Consider the following 15,803-nt stretch of genomic DNA (forward strand, 5'->3'; position numbering starts at 1 on the left):
GGCGGGGTCAGGGGGCAGGGGGTCAGGTATTGCCCGGCGCCGGGTCCACCCCCCCGCTTTACGGGGGTTTTGCCGTCGTTCTCCCTAGCTTGAAGTGCCTTTGGATCGCGAGTTTGCCGAATGGCAATTGCGGTGCACGCCGATCCGAATTTCAATGGTGCCTCGGTTTGCTGCAAGGTCTCGGACGGCCGGGCAGCTCACCCTGCGGCAGGCCTGGTCGATCGGGCCTCGCGCCGCGGGTCAGGCATGGCGCTGCCTCGTCGCCATGGCCAACGGCCCTGTTGCGGTTCATCGAGGGCGGAGTTGTCGCTATGAAGAACAGCCTCTTGCGCATGCCGGTTCTGGCCGCCTTGCGTTCACCGGCCCTCGCTCTGGGGGGCGCGTTGCTGGCCCTGGGCGCCTGGGCCGCCACGCCCTATTTCAGCGGCCCCTCGGTGGGCAAGCCGGCGCTAGCCAGCAAGTTCGACGGCAAGGGCTTTGAGCCCAATGCGGCGGTGACGGTGGTGGTCAGCGCGCCCGGTGGCGGCAGCACCAGCATCAGCGCGGTCACCAGCGCGGAGGGTGCGCTCAGCTACACGCTGACGCCGTCGCAGTCCGGGGCCTACACCATCAGCGTGACGGACAGCGGCGGCAGGACGCTGGCCAAGGCCGTCGTCGCCGTGCTGCCTTGAGCGCAACGTATCAGCAGGCAGGGTGATGTCGATGAAGCTTCAACTCGGATTGGCGGGACGTGCGGCGATGCTGGCCGCCTGGCTTGGGGCCAGCGTGGCCGTCGCGGCGCCGCTGGCGGCGCCCGACGACTTGCTGTTCATGTCGAACCGCAGCAACAGCGTGTTCGAGCTGTACCGGATGTCGGCCAGCGGCGAGCAGGTGCAGCGCGTGCTGCCGGAGCGCGGCGAGGCGAGCGAGATGTCCTGGTCGCCGGATGGCAGCAAGGTGCTCTACAGCAAGGCCAGGCCCGGCGAGATGCTCAACATCTACCTGACCGAATTGGCCACCGGCACGACCCGCCAGCTCACCAAGGACGAGCTGCCATGCACGCAGCCGAGCTGGTCTCCCGATGGCCGCACGATTGCCTTCGTGGCCTCGCGCGGTGGCGCGCGCAAGATCTATCTGATGGACGCCGATGGCGGACGGCAGCGCCGGCTCACCGATTCCACCGCCGATGATGAGACATCGCCACGCTTCGCGCCCACCGGCGACAAGATCGCCTACCTGGCCAGCAACCCGGAGTCTGCGCCCCGGGTGGCGGTGGCGGACCTGAAGTCGGGCAAGTCCGGCATCGTCAGCACCAACAAGGAGCGCGCGATGGAGACGCCGCCGGTCTGGTCGCCCGATGGCGGACGGCTGCTTTTCAGCTTCATGAAGGGCCAGTCCTCGCATGTGATCGCGATGGCCGCCGATGGCAGCGCGCGCGTGCAACTCACCAAGGCGGACGGCCGCCATGGGCAGGCGCAATGGGCCGGCGATGGCAAGCACATCCTGTTCCTGACCATCCCGCCAGGATCGGCCCGGCCGTTGCTGCAAGTCATGAATGCCGATGGCAGCGAAGCGCGACAGCTGCATGGCGGCGTGAACGATGTGATGGATGCGCGCTGGTCCGCGGACAGCCAGCGCATATTTTTCGTCGAGCAACTGCCCAGCGGCGGCAAGATTTTTGTACTTGATCTCGCCAGCGGCGCCATCAAGCGCCTGTCCGGCAGCGAGGGCTTCGACGTCGGTATCCAGGTCTACGCCGGCCGATCGTCAGCCCAGCTTGCCAGCCTCAAATAGCCCTTCATTGATGCCAGGAGTTCTTATGCGCATGCAAACCATGTCACGGCGTCAGCCGAGCGCCCCGCGACTGTGCCTCTTGAGCGCCATGATGGCGCTGGCCACGCTGCCAGGCAGCGCCTTGGCGGCCAGCAAGACCTACACGCTGAACGCCGACTTCTCGCTGGGCACGATAGAAAATCTCAACTTCGTCGTTGTGCCAAACCAGCTGCAGGTCAATCTGATCGGCGTGGGCTCCAAGTACATCTTCGTCGCCAACCACAACGAAGACTCGGTGTCCAAGTTCGACACCACCGACCAGCTCGACCCGGTCACCCACAATGTGGTGGCCCCGGGCAAGGAGGTGGCGCGCTACAAAACCTATGCTGGTGCCCCGATGACTAGCGCCGGAGGCCATCCTTCGCGCATTGCCATCGACGTCGACGGTAACGCCTATGTGCTGAATCGCATGGATGGCTTTGGCTCCCCCCCTTATCTGGTGAAGATCCTGGTCGATTCGGCGATCGACCGTAACGGCAATGGCGTGATCGATACCTCCGGCGAGAGTAACGGCACACCGGGTATCCAGGCCGCAGAGATGATGGCCATGGCCTCGAACACGAATGCCGGCATTCTGGACGAGCGTGTGGCCTGGACGGCGCCGATTGGCACCGGTACCTCGTTCGGTCGCTCGGTCTGCATTGCCCCCGATGGCAAGCTGTGGGTGGGGATCTGGAATCAGGCACGCTATTACCGTGTCGATCCGGCCAACGGTGCGACGCTGCCGATCGGGCCCGGCGCGCTGCCGTATGTACAGCTGTCCGGTTGGAATCCCTACGGTTGCACCGTCGACAAGAACGGCATTCTCTGGAGTGCCACGATAGGCTCGGGCGTGGGCGGCGTGGGCCGGGTGGATACCAACACCGGGGCCTCTGGCCAGATCGCCAGCCCCTACCACCCCTACAACTACGGCATCGCGCAGGGCAATGGCAAGATCTACCAGGCACCTTATGCGGGTGGCTATGGTTGGGCCGCCTATGACCCGGTGGCCAACAGCTGGGCACGCAGCCCCCACAGCTATAGCGGCGCCGGCATTGCCGTCGACGGCGAGGGCAATATCCTGTCCACCGACTACTCAGGCATCCGCAAGTACAAGCCCGATGGCACCCTTCTCTGGGCCAAGAGCGAGGGTGGACAGACCTATGGCGTGATGGTGGACGGCAACAACGATGTCTGGGTGATGAATACCAGTACCTACCGCACCACCAAGTACCGCGGCACGGACGGCACGCTGGTCGGCTTCCTGCCGACGGGTGCATATCCGTATGTGTACACCGATGGTTCCGGCCTCACCACCAAGAACACCACGGTGAACAAGCTGGGCACCTGGACGGTGGTGTACGACAGCGGCGCCAGTGGCACCGAATGGGGCAAGATCAACTGGACCGACAGCGTGCCCACCGGCGCCAGCGTCGATGTGGTGGCACGGGCTTCCGACAACCCGGCGGCGCTCGATCTGCAGCCCTATCAGCCGGTGGTCAAGAACACCAACTTCACCGCCAGCGGCCGCTACGTACAGGTGCGTACGCGCCTGCAGATGAACGCCAGCAACGAGACCCCGGTGCTCTATGACTTGACGATCAACAGCAAGCTGCTGGTTTGCGACGTCGATGGTGACGGTGATGTGGACTCCGGCGACATCGCCTTGATCCAGGCCGGCATCGGCAGCACGCCGACCGCCAACGACCCGCGCGACGCCAACGGCGACGGCAAGATCACCGTCAACGATGCACGGACCTGCGCGCTCAAGTGCACGCGGCCCAACTGCGCCAAGTAATCGCAACCTGTACTGGAAAGACCCATCATGAAAAAACTGATTGCAAGTTTGGGACTGGCGGCGGCTGCCTTGTGCGGTGTGGCGCCAGCGAACGCGACCATCGTGGTCAGCTTTGATCCGGCCGCAATGACCGTGGGCAACAGCGCCAGCTTCTCGGTCAATGTGAACATCAGCGGGCTCGCCAGCGATTTCGTGTCGGGCTACGACCTGCATCTGCTCTATGACGCGTCGCTGCTGAGCTATGTTGGCGTGGCATTCAACACCGACCAACTGGGCGGCTTGTGGGGGTCAGGCTCCCTCGTCTTGGATACGCCGGCCCCAGGCAACATTGACCTGTTCGCGACCTCGTTCTCATCGGACGCGGATCTGGACACCAACCAACTCAACAGCTTCACCCTGATGACGTTGAGCTTCATGTCCGATGCGAGCAATACCGGTAGCAGCCTGCTGCGCTTTGGCCCGAGCCCGGACTATGACCGCAACATCACCGGTGCGGTCGATGCCGACGGCTTTGCGCAGTCGCTGGACGTCCAGTTCGGGCAGGCCTGCATCAATGTGGACCCGACCGGTGCGGAAGGGCGCTGCGTGCGCGTGATTCCGGAGCCCTCCAGCTACGGCTTGCTGGCCCTGGCCTTCATGGGCGCCTATGCCGGCCCGGCGGTACTGCGCAGACGGCGCAAGGAAATTTGATCTTCCCCGCTGGGGCGCCTGCGGCGCCCCTTGTCAGCCGCCGCGACGCACGCGCCGCAATTCGTCCAGGATGAGCAAGACGGCGCCCACGGTGATGGCGCTGTCGGCGACGTTGAAGGACGGGAAATACCAGCCTGCCCAGTGCAGCTGGATGAAATCGACCACATAGCCGTGCATCAAGCGGTCCAGCACGTTGCCGATGGCGCCGCCGAGGATCAGCGACAAGGCCCAGGCGAACAGCGCCTGCTGGCCGTGACGGCGCAGCATCCAGACGATGAAGACGGTGGCCGCGGCGCCCAGGGCGACGAAGAACCAGCGCTGCCAACCGGCCGCGCCGGCCAGGAAATTGAAGGCCGCGCCGGTGTTGTGCACCCGGACCAGATTGAAGAAGGCGGTCACATAGTGGCTGTCGTGCAACTGGAAGCTGGCCAGTATCAGCACCTTGGTCAACTGATCCAGGATGATGATCAGGGCGGCAATGGCGAGCCATTGCGACAGACGCGGTGAAGAACTGGAACGCTTGGACGACATGGCTGGGCGAATGCTGATGTTTGGGGCCGGCTTGGGCCGAGGGCGCTACTGTAGCGGAGCCGTTGCGGCACCCCGCAGCCCGGGGTTTCGGAGCGCGGGCTCTTGAGCTTGCCGCCAGACCGGCGTAAAAGGGAAGGGCGTCCAGGGTTTGAAGCTTGCGGACCGTCGTCCGCGTCCTCGGGGGCAAGGAGTCCATCATGCGCAAACGCATCTACTGGTTGCTGCCGAATCTGGAAAGCGCCACCCGCACCATGAACGAATTGCTCTTGGCCCGGATCGCCGAGCAGCATATTCACTTTGTCGCCAGCGAGGGCGTTGACATGACCGGCCTGCATGCGGCCAATGTGTTGCAGACCTCGGACCTGGTGCAGGCGGCCCAGACCGGGCTGTTGCTGGGGGCGGGCCTGGGTGCTGCCGCCGGCGTCGCGGTCGCGTACAACCTGGGCGCCCATACACCTGCCGGCGTGGTGATCGCGATGGCCGGCCTGGGCGCGGTGCTGGGCACCTGGTCGTCCAGCATGATTGGCAGCTCCACGCCGAGCCGGCGCCTGACGCGCTTCCAACCCGCCCTGAACCAGGGTCAGTATCTGCTGATGGTGGACGTGCCGCGCACGCGTGTCACCGAGATCGAGGAGTTGCTGGCGCGCACGCGGCCGGAAGCCCACTTCGAGGGGCTGGAGCCCAATGTGCCGGCCTTTCCGTGAGAAGAACGAAACAAGGGCGCTGCGGCGCCCTTGTCGTACCGATCAGGCGACCTGCCGGCTTTCGCCTGCACCATGCAGATTGCTGTCGCAGCGCCCGCAAATGGTGGGGTGTGCCGGGCTGATGCCCACGTCGGCCCGGTAATGCCAGCAGCGCTCGCACTTCGCATGGCCGGAGGGGGTGACCGCGACGCTCAGTTCATCGGCCAGGCTGACCGTGGCGGCCGAGGTGATGAGCACGAACTTCAGGTCCTCGCCCAGGCTTTGCAGCAGGGCCAGGTCTTGCGCGTTGACGCCCAGCGCCACTTCGGCCTGCAGCGATGAACCCACGCCGCCGGCGCTGCGCACATCCTCGATGGCCTTGTTGACCGCCTCGCGGATCTCGCGCACGCGCGCCCACTTAGCCAGCAGGGCGGCATCGGCGCCGTCAAACTTCCAGTAGGTTTCGGTGAAGATGCTGGCATCGGCATGGCCGCCGTCGAACACCTTCCAGGCTTCCTCGGCGGTGAAGCTGAGGAAGGGCGCCATCCAGCGCAGCATGGCCTGGGTCAGCTGCCACAGCGCGGTCTGGGCGGAGCGGCGCGCCAGGCTCTTGGGCGCGGTGGTGTAGAGGCGGTCCTTCAGCAGGTCGAGGTAGAACGCGCCCAGGTCTTCGGAGCAATAGACCTGCAGCTTGGCCACCACCGGGTGGAACTCGTAGCGCTGGTAATGCGCCAGGATCTCCTCCTGGAAGGCGCTGGCGCGGGCGAGGGCGTAGCGGTCCACCTCCAGCAACTGATCCAGCGGCAGGGCGTCGGCCTTGGCATCGAAGTCCGAGACGTTGGCGAGCAGGAAGCGCAAGGTGTTGCGGATGCGGCGGTAGCCGTCCACCACGCGAGCGAGGATCTTGTCGTCGCCAGCGATATCGCCCGAGTAGTCGGAGGCCGCCACCCACAGGCGGATGATCTCGGCGCCCAGCTTCTTGCTGGTGTCCTGCGGGTCGACGCCATTGCCCTTCGACTTGCTCATCTTGTGGCCCTTGCTGTCCACGGTGAAGCCATGGGTCAGCAGGCCCTTGTAGGGCGCGCGGCCGTTCAGCGCGCAGCTGATGAGCAGCGAGGAGTGGAACCAGCCGCGGTGCTGGTCATGGCCTTCCAGGTAGAGATCGGCCTCGGGGCCGTTCTCGTGCGCGGCGCCGGCATGGCTGCCCTTGAGCACATGCTGGAAGGTGGAGCCGGAGTCGAACCACACGTCCAGGATGTCGCTGCCCTTGCTGTACTGCTCGGCCTCATCACCCAGCCACTCCGCCGGATCCAGCTTGGCCCAGGCTTCCACGCCACCGGCTTCCACCAGCTCGGCGGCCCGCTCGATGAACTCCAGGGTGCGGGGGTGCGGCTGGCCGCTGTCCTTGTGCAGGAAGATCGGCAGGGGCACGCCCCAGCTGCGCTGGCGCGAGATGCACCAGTCGGGCCGGCCGGCGATCATGTCGCGCAGGCGCACGCGGCCGTTCTCGGGGTAGAAGTTGGTGGCCTCGATGGCGGCCAGGGCGGTCTGGCGCAGGGTCTGCGGTGCCTTGTCGACGGTGAATACGCCCGTCGTGCCGGATTCCGCTTCATCCATGCGCACAAACCACTGGGCGGCGGCGCGGTAGATCACCGGGCTCTTGTGGCGCCAGCAATGCGGGTAGCTGTGCATCAGCTTGCTGTGGGCCAGCAGGCGGCCGGCGTTCTGCAGCGCCTCGGCGATCACCGCATTGGCCTTCCAGATGTGCTGGCCGGCGAACAGCGGCAGCTCGGCCGCATAGACGCCATTGCCCTGCACCGGGTTGAGGATGTCCTTGAAGGCCAGGCCATGCGAGATGCAGCTCTGGAAGTCGTCCAGGCCGTAGGCCGGGGCCGAATGCACCACGCCGGTACCGTCGTCGGCGGTGGCGTAGTCGGCCAGGTAGACCGGGCTCTCGCGGTCGAAGCCTGCATCCACATGGGCCAGCGGATGCTTGAACTTCAGCAGCTCCAGGCGCTTGCCGGGCGTGGTGGCCAGCACCTGGCCTTCCAGCTGCCAGCGCGCCAGGCATTTCTCCACCAGGGCCTCGGCCACCAGGTAGATGCCCTGGGGCGTGTCCACCAGGGCATAGCTCAGCTCGGGGTTGAGGTTGAGCGCCTGGTTGGCGGGGATGGTCCAGGGCGTGGTGGTCCAGATCACCGTGTAGGCGGGCTTGCTCAGGGCGGGCAGATCGAAGGCCGCCGCCAGCTTGGCCGGCTCGGCGGCCAGGAAGGCAACGTCCACCGCCGGGCTCTGCTTGTCGGCGTACTCGATCTCGAACTCGGCCAGCGACGAGCCGCAATCGAAGCACCAGTACACCGGCTTCAGGCCGCGGTAAACAAAGCCGCGCTCGAACAGGCGCTTGAGCACGCGGATCTCACCGGCTTCGTTCTTGAAGTCCATGGTGCGGTAAGGGCGGTCCCAGTCGCCCAGCACGCCCAGGCGCTTGAAGTCTGCGCGCTGCTGGTCGATCTGCTCGGTGGCGTAGGCGCGGCTCTTGGCCTGCACCTCGTCGCGCGGCAGGCCGCGGCCGTAGGTCTTCTCGATCTGGTTCTCGATCGGCAGGCCGTGGCAATCCCAGCCGGGGATGTAGGCAGCGTCATAGCCTTCCAGCTGGCGCGCCTTGACGATCATGTCCTTGAGGATCTTGTTGACCGCATGGCCCATGTGGATCTGGCCATTGGCATAGGGCGGGCCGTCGTGCAGCACGAACTTGGGCGCGCCGCAGCGCGCGTCGCGCAGCTTCTTGTAGACGCCTTGCTCCTCCCATTCCTTCACCCAGCCCGGCTCGCGCTTGGGCAGGTCGCCGCGCATCGGGAAGGGGGTGTCGGGCAGATTGAGGGTGGCGCGGTAGTCCGTTTTGGTATCGGTCATGGCAGGCTTTGCGGAGCAGACGGTGGGGCGGGGCTGGCCCACCGGAGATGAGGGGTGCGTGCCCAAGGCGTTGATCGCGGCACGCGGGCTGAGGGCAGGCTCAGCGCGTCAAATTCGGTCGCGGGTGGTCTGGCGCCCCGTGGTGGCATGGGAGGCGGCATGGGTGGCGGCATGGCTGGCCAGGTAGGCGCGCGCCTGCGTCTCGTCCTGACGGATCGCGGCCGTCAAGGCGTCCAGCCCCTCGTAGCGGGCTTCATCGCGCAGTTTGTGCAGGAGTTCCACGCGCACAAGTTTACCGTAGGCGCCCTCGGGCCCCAGTTCCGGCGGCCAGTCAAAGGCATGCACCTCCAGCAGCACGCGCCCGGCCTGCTCGATCGTGGGGCGCACGCCCAGCGAGGCGACGCCGTCCAGTGGGCGGTCTGCCAGGCCATGGGTGCGCACCGCGTAGATGCCCATGGCGGCCGGCTTGCTGTGCGGGAAGCGCAGATTGAGGGTGCGAAAACCGTCGGCCGCGCCGGCGCTGCTCTCGCCCAGGCTGCGGCCCAGCTTCTGGCCATGCACCACATGGCCGGAGATCGAATAGCAGCGGCCCAGCAATTGCGCCGCGGCCTCCATCTGCCCGCTGGCCAGCGCCTCGCGCACCGCCGAGCTGCTGACGCGCAGGCCATGTACCTCGTAGCTCATCATGCGCGCCACGTCGAAGCCCTGCTGGCGCCCAGCGGCGTCCAGGGTGGCATAGTCGCCCTGGCGCTTGCTGCCGAAACGGAAATCGTCGCCCACCAGCACATAGCGGGCGCCCAGGCCCTGCTGCAGCACGCGCTGGATGAAGTCCTGCGCGCTCAAGGACGCCAGGCGCTCGTCGAAGCGCAGCACCACCACCTGGTCGATGCCGCAGCGCTCCAGCTCGCTGAGCTTGTCGCGCAGGGTGGCGATGCGCGCGGGCGCCAGCTCGGGCTTGCCCAGCCTGGCGGCGAAGAAGTCGCGCGGATGCGGCTCGAAGGTCAGCACGCAGGAGGGCAGGCCCCGGTGCAGGGCCTCGGACTTGAGCAGGGCCAGCATGGCCTGGTGGCCGCGATGGACGCCGTCGAAATTGCCTATCGTCAGCGCGCAAGCGCCGGCAATGCCTGGATGTTGGAAACCACGGAAAACCTGCATGGGGCGAGATTATCCGGCCGCAATGACGCGCTCAGGCATCAAGCCGGTGCGAAATCCGGCCGCGCCGGCGCCGCGGCCGCCCCGGGCAGGTAGCGCTGCACCAGGGTGGTCAGGTCGTCCATCTCGAAGGGTTTGACCAGGTAGTCGTCCATGCCGCACTCGATGCAGCGCTCGCGATCGCTGTTCACCGCGCTGGCCGTGAGCGCCACGATGGGCGTGCGCGTCGGCAGGGCCTCGCGCGTCTCATGCTGGCGCCAGGCCTGGGTGGCCTCGAAGCCGTTCATCTCCGGCATCTGGCAGTCCATCAGCACCAGGTCGTAGGGCGTGGCCTGCATGCGCTGCAGGGCGTCGCGGCCGTTCTCCGCCTGGTCCACCGTCAGCCCGCAGCGCTCCAGCATGGTGGACGCCACCAGCAGATTGACGGCGCTGTCGTCCACCAGCAAGACCCGACCCCGCAGGGTGGGCAGAGGCAGGGAGCCGGCGAGCGGTGGCGGCACCGCCGCCGCCGGGCCGGCTTGCAGAGGCAGGGTGAACTCGAACACCGAACCCTGGCCGGGCATGGAGGCGCAGCGCAGGTCGCCGCCCATGGCGCGCGCCAGTTCGCGCGAAATCGTCAGGCCCAGGCCGCTGCCCTCGTGCTGGCGCGGCTTGGTGTTGTCGGCCTGCTCGAAGGGTGCGAACACGCGTTCCATCTGGTCGGCGGGGATGCCGGCGCCGGTATCGCGCACGGCCACGTGCAGCAAGGTGCCCGCGCGCATGTCCAGCACGGTGGACACCTCCACCGAGACGCTGCCGCGCTCGGTGAACTTGATCGCGTTGCCGATCAGGTTGTGCAGCACCTGCTTGATGCGCGGCGCGTCACCCATGATGAGCCGCGGCAGGCCCGGCGCCAGGCGGTAGTCGAAGGCGAGGCCTTTTTGCTTGGCGGTCTGGGCCAGCAGGCGGCACACGTCGTCCACCGCCTCGGCCAGTTCCAGCGCATGCGCTTCCACCACCAGCTTGCCCGATTCGATGCGCGCCAGGTCCAGGATGTCGTTCACCAGGGTCAGCAGGTGGCGGCCGGAGCGGCGCACGATGTCCACCTGTTCGCGCTGTTGCGCGTCCAGGCTGGAGCGCTCCAGCAGCTGGGTCATGCCCAGGATGCCGTTCAGCGGCGTACGGATCTCATGGCTCATCACGGCCACGAAGCGGCTCTTACTGGTGCTGGAATGCTCGGCCGACTGCAGGGCCTGCCGGCGCTGCTCGGCGATATGGGCGTTCTCGAAACGCAGGCGCAGCAACTCGGCATGGCGCGCCTCGATGCGGCGCGATTCGAACAGCGAAACGCCCAGGAACAGGCCCAGCCCGAGCAGCGAGAACCAGCCGGCCGGGCTGTTCTGCAGGCCCAGGTAGAGGGCCAGGGGCGCGAACGTGATGCCGGAGAACAGCAGATGGGCGCGCGTCACTCCGCCCAGCGAGAACATGCCCACGGCGCCCAGCCCGATGATGGACGCCAGGATGATGCCGTCCAGTTCCGGAATGGCCGGAGTGTGGAAATACCAGCCCATCGCACCCCAGGTGAGCGCATCCAGGCTCAGCAGGGCCAGGTAGCGCTGGCGCCAGGGCTGCAGCTGCTCGGGGCCAGGTCTGGCGCGCCGGAAGCTCAGCACATCGCTGCAGCGCAGCGCCGCCACCGCGGCACGCGCGGCAAACCAGCTCAGCAGCAGTGCCTGCGGCAGCTGCTGCCAGAGCAGCACCAGCGGCAAGATGCAGAACAGCACGCCGCAGGCCGTGGGCAGCAACGTCAGTTCATAGAGCGAGGCCAATTGCTCCAGTTGGACCTGGGCAGCGATATTGGCATTGACCTCTTGCCCTCTGTCCCTCGCGGACTCAGCAGTCATTGTCATGATTCCCGAACAGCGCGGCCATGGTCTTCGCCTGGCTCCTGCGCGATGCACAGACGCGCCGCTGCGACGGGCCTGTTACCAGCCGCGATTTCTACACAGGGAATGTGACAGGACGCCTAGGAACAACCCTGGGCCGTGGCGCGCGCGCCGCGCGGGAAAGCCCCCATCGGGCGTGATCAGGGCGTGATCAGTGCGGGGCTCGCGATCCAGATCCACTCGCCGGGCTTGAGCCCGTCGGGGATGCTGAGGGCGCCGAAGCGCGGGCGGTGCAGGCCCTCGACGCGGTTGCCCACCGCCGCCACCATGCGCTTGACCTGGTGGTACTTGCCCTCGATGAGGGTCAGGCGCAGGCCATGGCTGTCGCTGCGCTCGGCGCCTTCGGCGCGCACCTGTTCGGGCTTATGGTGCGGCTTGGTCGGAGTTGACGATTCAGGTTCGCGCAGCTCCACGCCGGCCAGCAGGCGCGCCAGCTGCTCGTCCGTGACCTCATGCTTGCAGCGCGCCTCGTAGATCTTGGGCACATGGTGCTTGGGGCTGGTGAGCTTGTGGATCAGGGCGCCGTCGTCGGTGAGCAGCAGCAGGCCCGTGGTGTCCTCGTCCAGCCGGCCCACCGGCTGCACATTGCGCTCACGCAGGGGGGCGGGCAGCAGGCTCATCACGCTGGGGTGATGCTTGGGCTTTTGCGAGCATTCGTAGCCGGCCGGCTTGTTCAGCAGGATCAGGGCCTTCTCGTAAAAGGGCCAGGTCTTGCCGCTGACTTCAAAGCTGAAACCCGCCGTCTCGTACTCGGCCTCGGGGTCGTCAACGACCTCGCCGGCCACCTTGACCTCGCCGTTATAAATCAGGCCGGCGCACAGGCGGCGGGTGCCGAAGCCTTGCGAGAACAGGATCTGGGACAAACGCATCGTACTCATGGCGCAATTGTCGCTGAGAGCTCGGCGGCCGCGGGCAGGCCGGGCAGGCCGACGGCATGGCGCACGGCATTCAGCACGGCCTGTGCCGTGACTTCGGCGGCCAGCGTGCCCAGCAAGGTCAGGTCGGCGCTGCGCCCGCTGCCACCGCTGGCCAGCGCAAACATCACGTCGCCATCGCTGGGCGTGTGCACCGGGTTGATGCTGCGCGCCAGGCCGTCATGCGACATCTGGGCCAGCTTGCAGGCCTGCGCCTTGCCGAGCATGGCGTCGGTGGCCACCACGCCGATGGTGGTGGCGCTGCCGTTCAGCAGGCGCGCGGGCAGCCGCCCATGCAGCATCGCCTGCGCGCTGCCGAGCAGGCGGCCCTGGGCATCGCGTGCGCCCGCCAGCAGCTGGCCGGTGGCCGGGTCGATCACATCGCCGACGGCGTTCACCGCCACCATGGCGGCCACCGTGATGCCGTCCACGCAGACCGCCGCCGTGCCGATGCCGCCCTTCATGGCGCGCTCGGGGCCGAACAACTTGCCCACGCTGGCGCCGCTGCCGGCGCCCACGCTGCCCTGCGCGGGCGGCGCCGCACGGGCGGCCTCGCAAGCGGCATAGCCGGCGTCGGCATCCGGGGTGACGCGTGGATCGCCCAGCCAGAGGTCGAACAGCACGGCCGCCGGCACGATGGGCACGCAGGCCGGGCCTACCCGGAGGCCATGGCCGCGCTCGGCCAGCCAGCGCATCACGCCGCTGGCGGCGTCCAGGCCAAAGGCGCTGCCGCCGCTGAGCAGGACGGCGTGCACCCGGTCCACGGTGTTCTCGGGGCGCAGCAAGTCGGTCTCGCGCGTGCCCGGCGCGGCGCCGCGCACGTCCACGCCGGCCACCATGCCCTGTTCGCACAGGATCACGGTGCAACCGGTGGGGCGGCGCGTGTCGGTGAAATGGCCGACCTTGAGGCCGGCCACCGCAGTGATGCCAGTTTCTATCGCCATGCGGCGATTGTGCCGCTCAGTTGAGACACTCAGGCGAACACGCCGGCCTGGTCCTGCATGCGTGCGCTAACCTCGCCCAGATGATGCAGGCTGTCGCCCCACTGCATCTCCATCGCGGTGAGGCGCTTGAAGTAGTGGCTGGAGATGTACTCGTCCGTCACGCCGATGCCGCCATGCAGCTGGGTGCATTGCTGGCCCACATAGCGCGTCGATTGGCACAGCTGCAGCTTGGCCTGCGAGAGCGCGCGCCGGCGTGCCTCGGCCGGCTCGCCCAGCTTGAGGCTGGCGTAGTAGCTCATCGAGCGCGCCAGCTCCAGCTGCATCTTCACGTCGGCCATGCGGTGGCGCAGGGCCTGGAAGCTGCTGATCGCGACCCCGAACTGCTTGCGCGTGTTGAGGTATTCGGCGGTGATGGCCACCAGCTTGTCCATCGCGCCCACGGCCTCGGCGGCCTGCGCGGCGATGCCGATATCGGCCGCCAGTTCCAGCACCGCCAGGCCCTGCGGCGCCGGCACCAGCAGGGTGGCGGGGGCCTTGTCCAGGCTCAGCTCGGCGGCGGCCGAGCCGTCCTGCAGCAGGTAGGGGCGCGTGCCCACGCCGGCCGCGCCGCGTTCCACCAGGTAGAGCGCGATGCCGGCGGCCGTGCGGGCCGGCACGATGAAGGCATCCGCATGCGCACCGGCGGGCACCAGGCTCTTGGCCCCCGTCAAGACCTGGCCCTCAGCCAAGGTGGCCACCTGGTCCAGGCGGTAGCGCGCGCTGCGTTCCTGGTGCGCCAGCACCACCAGCGCCTCGCCAGCGGCGATGCGCGGCAGCCAGGCCGCCTGCACCTCGGCGCCGGCATGCTGCAGCACGGCGGGGGCGATCAGCGCGGCCTGGGCATAGGGCTCCAGCACGATGCCGCGCCCGAGCTCCTCCATCACCACCATCGCGTCGATGGCGCCAAAGCCCATGCCGCCATGCGCCTCGGGCACCGCCAGCCCCATCAGCCCCAGGCCCGCCAGGCCCTCCCAGTTGGCCCGCGAGAAGCCGCCGGCGCGCACGGTGGCGCGGCGGTGCTCGAAGCCGTAGTCCTTGTCGACGAAGCGGCGCACCGCGTCGCGCAGCGATTCCTGGTCTTCGGTGAAATCAAAGTCCATGTCTGTCTCCTCAGCCGAGCACGGTCTGCGCGACGATATTGCGTTGCACTTCGTTCGAGCCGCCGTAGATGGTGGTCTTGCGATAGTTGAAGTAGTGGCTGGCCAGCGGCGCGCAATGGGTGGAGCCGCGCGGCCACAGGCTGCTCAGCGCCTGGTCGCCCTGCCAGCCCGCCTCCATCGCCTCCTGGATGAAGGGCAGGGCATAGGGGCCGGCGGCCAGCATCATCAACTCGCTGTAGCGCTGCTGGATCTCGCTGCCGCGGATCTTCAGCAGGCCCGCCACGTCGAGCGACTGCTTGCCGCTCTTCTCGGCCGACAGTACGCGCAGCACCATCATCTCCAGCGCCACGATGTCCACCTCCAGCAGCGCGATCTGGTCGCGGAAGCGGGCGTCCTCATAGACGCCCTCGGCCTTGGCGATGCGCTTGAGCCGCTCCAGCTCGCGCTTGCCGCGGTTCACGTCGGCGATATTGGTGCGTTCGTGGGCCAGCAGGTACTTGGCATAGGTCCAGCCCTTGTTCTCCTCGCCCACCAGGTTCTCGGCCGGCACCTCGACGTTGTCGAAGAACACCTCGTTCACCTCATGCTCGCCGTCCAGCATGATGATGGGGCGCACGGTCACGCCGGGCGACTTCATGTCGATCAGCAGGAAGGAGATGCCGGTCTGCGGCTTGCCGCTGCTGTCGGTGCGCACCAGGCAGAAGATCCAGTCGCCGTACTGGCCCAGCGTGGTCCAGGTCTTCTGGCCGTTGACGATGTATTTGTCGCCCCGGCGTTCGGCCTTGCACTTCACCGACGCCAGATCCGACCCCGAGCCCGGCTCGCTATAGCCCTGGCTCCACCAGACCTCGCCGCTCATGATGCCGGGCAGGTGGCGCTGCTGCTGCTCGGGCGAGCCGAAGGCCATGATCACCGGCGCCACCATCACCGGGCCGAAGGGCACCACGCGCGGCGCACCGGCCAGCGCGCATTCCTCCTCGAACAGATGGCGCTGCACGGCGTTCCAGCCCGGGCCGCCGAACTGTTTCGGCCAGGCCCAGCCATGCCAGCCCTGCTTGCCCAGAATCTTGGCCCAGCGCTGCAAATCGTCCTTGTTCAGGCGCAGCGCGTTGTGCACCTTGTGGCTGATGTCGGCGGGCAGGTTTGCGGCCACCCATTGGCGGATCTCGGCCCGGAAGGCAAGCTCCTCGGTGGTGAAGTTCAGGTCCATGCGTGCTCCTTCGCTGATGGGCGCTTTTTAGCACGGTCGTTCGTTTTTCGGCTGTCTCTGCCGAGACAGCCCAGGGGCGTGCAAGGGATGGAAGAATCCGGCCTGACGCAGCC

General features: G+C 67.3%; 13 protein-coding genes. 5 read left to right on the forward strand and 8 right to left on the reverse strand.

Annotated features, from left to right (window positions below; all coding sequences use genetic code 11):
• Positions 1-311 precede the first annotated feature (311 nt).
• Genes AC3WQY_RS16425 through AC3WQY_RS16440 form a run of 4 tightly spaced genes read left to right on the forward strand, consistent with a single transcriptional unit; the run spans position 312 to position 4,279 of the window.
• Entirely contained in the window at positions 312-671 is a 360-nt protein-coding gene (locus AC3WQY_RS16425; RefSeq protein ID WP_492709652.1) for an Ig-like domain-containing protein, read from the forward strand.
• Between the two features lie 25 nt (positions 672-696).
• Complete coding sequence (locus AC3WQY_RS16430; protein WP_492709653.1) at positions 697-1,773, forward strand: TolB family protein; 1,077 nt, start codon at positions 697-699, stop codon at positions 1,771-1,773.
• 31 nt (positions 1,774-1,804) lie between these two features.
• Positions 1,805-3,589, forward strand: a complete 1,785-nt coding sequence (locus tag AC3WQY_RS16435; RefSeq protein WP_492709654.1) for a dockerin type I domain-containing protein — start codon at positions 1,805-1,807, stop codon at positions 3,587-3,589.
• A 27-nt stretch (positions 3,590-3,616) separates the two neighbouring features.
• Positions 3,617-4,279 (forward strand): cohesin domain-containing protein, encoded by a 663-nt coding sequence (locus AC3WQY_RS16440; protein ID WP_492709655.1) that lies wholly within the window; start codon positions 3,617-3,619, stop codon positions 4,277-4,279.
• Positions 4,280-4,312: 33 nt separating this feature from the next.
• On the opposite strand, the gene lspA is transcribed toward AC3WQY_RS16440, so the two are convergent.
• On the reverse strand, positions 4,313-4,810 hold the full coding sequence (gene lspA / locus AC3WQY_RS16445) for a signal peptidase II (RefSeq protein ID WP_285231753.1): 498 nt from the start codon (positions 4,808-4,810) through the stop codon (positions 4,313-4,315).
• 197 nt (positions 4,811-5,007) lie between these two features.
• Here lspA and AC3WQY_RS16450 point away from each other — a divergent pair, with 197 nt between their 5' ends.
• Complete coding sequence (locus AC3WQY_RS16450) at positions 5,008-5,514, forward strand: DUF1269 domain-containing protein (RefSeq protein WP_285231754.1); 507 nt, start codon at positions 5,008-5,010, stop codon at positions 5,512-5,514.
• Positions 5,515-5,556: 42 nt separating this feature from the next.
• Here the strand turns inward: AC3WQY_RS16450 and ileS are convergent, their stop codons facing one another.
• From ileS to AC3WQY_RS16485, 7 genes are all read right to left on the reverse strand, one after another.
• On the reverse strand, positions 5,557-8,406 hold the full coding sequence (gene ileS, locus AC3WQY_RS16455; protein ID WP_492709656.1) for an isoleucine--tRNA ligase: 2,850 nt from the start codon (positions 8,404-8,406) through the stop codon (positions 5,557-5,559).
• Between the two features lie 108 nt (positions 8,407-8,514).
• Positions 8,515-9,561, reverse strand: coding sequence for a bifunctional riboflavin kinase/FAD synthetase (locus tag AC3WQY_RS16460; RefSeq protein WP_492709657.1), 1,047 nt, complete (start codon positions 9,559-9,561; stop codon positions 8,515-8,517).
• Between the two features lie 38 nt (positions 9,562-9,599).
• Complete coding sequence (locus AC3WQY_RS16465; protein ID WP_492709658.1) at positions 9,600-11,441, reverse strand: ATP-binding protein; 1,842 nt, start codon at positions 11,439-11,441, stop codon at positions 9,600-9,602.
• A 182-nt stretch (positions 11,442-11,623) separates the two neighbouring features.
• Positions 11,624-12,352, reverse strand: a complete 729-nt coding sequence (locus AC3WQY_RS16470; protein ID WP_492709712.1) for a pseudouridine synthase — start codon at positions 12,350-12,352, stop codon at positions 11,624-11,626.
• A 5-nt stretch (positions 12,353-12,357) separates the two neighbouring features.
• Positions 12,358-13,341, reverse strand: coding sequence for a P1 family peptidase (locus AC3WQY_RS16475; protein ID WP_492709659.1), 984 nt, complete (start codon positions 13,339-13,341; stop codon positions 12,358-12,360).
• A 29-nt stretch (positions 13,342-13,370) separates the two neighbouring features.
• Positions 13,371-14,480: an acyl-CoA dehydrogenase family protein gene (locus AC3WQY_RS16480; RefSeq protein ID WP_492709660.1), complete on the reverse strand. Its 1,110-nt coding sequence runs from the start codon at positions 14,478-14,480 to the stop codon at positions 13,371-13,373.
• A gap of 10 nt (positions 14,481-14,490) precedes the next feature.
• Positions 14,491-15,690 carry an acyl-CoA dehydrogenase family protein gene (locus AC3WQY_RS16485; RefSeq protein ID WP_492709661.1) on the reverse strand — a complete coding sequence of 400 codons (1,200 nt, stop codon included), beginning with the start codon at positions 15,688-15,690 and terminating at the stop codon, positions 14,491-14,493.
• Between the last annotated feature and the right edge of the window lie 113 nt (positions 15,691-15,803).

The sequence above is a fragment of the Roseateles sp. FW301-B2 genome, from assembly GCF_058788955.1.

What these genes read in the sequence shown, in the direction of transcription:
- AC3WQY_RS16425 (WP_492709652.1), top strand. Translation starts at nt 312, where the DNA reads ATGAAGAACAGCCTCTTGCGCATGCCGGTTCTGGCCGCCTTGCGTTCA.
- AC3WQY_RS16430 (WP_492709653.1), top strand. Translation starts at nt 697, where the DNA reads ATGTCGATGAAGCTTCAACTCGGATTGGCGGGACGTGCGGCGATGCTG.
- AC3WQY_RS16435 (WP_492709654.1), top strand. Translation starts at nt 1,805, where the DNA reads ATGCAAACCATGTCACGGCGTCAGCCGAGCGCCCCGCGACTGTGCCTC.
- AC3WQY_RS16440 (WP_492709655.1), top strand. Translation starts at nt 3,617, where the DNA reads ATGAAAAAACTGATTGCAAGTTTGGGACTGGCGGCGGCTGCCTTGTGC.
- lspA (WP_285231753.1), bottom strand. Translation starts at nt 4,810, where the DNA reads ATGTCGTCCAAGCGTTCCAGTTCTTCACCGCGTCTGTCGCAATGGCTC.
- AC3WQY_RS16450 (WP_285231754.1), top strand. Translation starts at nt 5,008, where the DNA reads ATGCGCAAACGCATCTACTGGTTGCTGCCGAATCTGGAAAGCGCCACC.
- ileS (WP_492709656.1), bottom strand. Translation starts at nt 8,406, where the DNA reads ATGACCGATACCAAAACGGACTACCGCGCCACCCTCAATCTGCCCGAC.
- AC3WQY_RS16460 (WP_492709657.1), bottom strand. Translation starts at nt 9,561, where the DNA reads ATGCAGGTTTTCCGTGGTTTCCAACATCCAGGCATTGCCGGCGCTTGC.
- AC3WQY_RS16465 (WP_492709658.1), bottom strand. Translation starts at nt 11,441, where the DNA reads ATGACTGCTGAGTCCGCGAGGGACAGAGGGCAAGAGGTCAATGCCAAT.
- AC3WQY_RS16470 (WP_492709712.1), bottom strand. Translation starts at nt 12,352, where the DNA reads ATGCGTTTGTCCCAGATCCTGTTCTCGCAAGGCTTCGGCACCCGCCGC.
- AC3WQY_RS16475 (WP_492709659.1), bottom strand. Translation starts at nt 13,341, where the DNA reads ATGGCGATAGAAACTGGCATCACTGCGGTGGCCGGCCTCAAGGTCGGC.
- AC3WQY_RS16480 (WP_492709660.1), bottom strand. Translation starts at nt 14,480, where the DNA reads ATGGACTTTGATTTCACCGAAGACCAGGAATCGCTGCGCGACGCGGTG.
- AC3WQY_RS16485 (WP_492709661.1), bottom strand. Translation starts at nt 15,690, where the DNA reads ATGGACCTGAACTTCACCACCGAGGAGCTTGCCTTCCGGGCCGAGATC.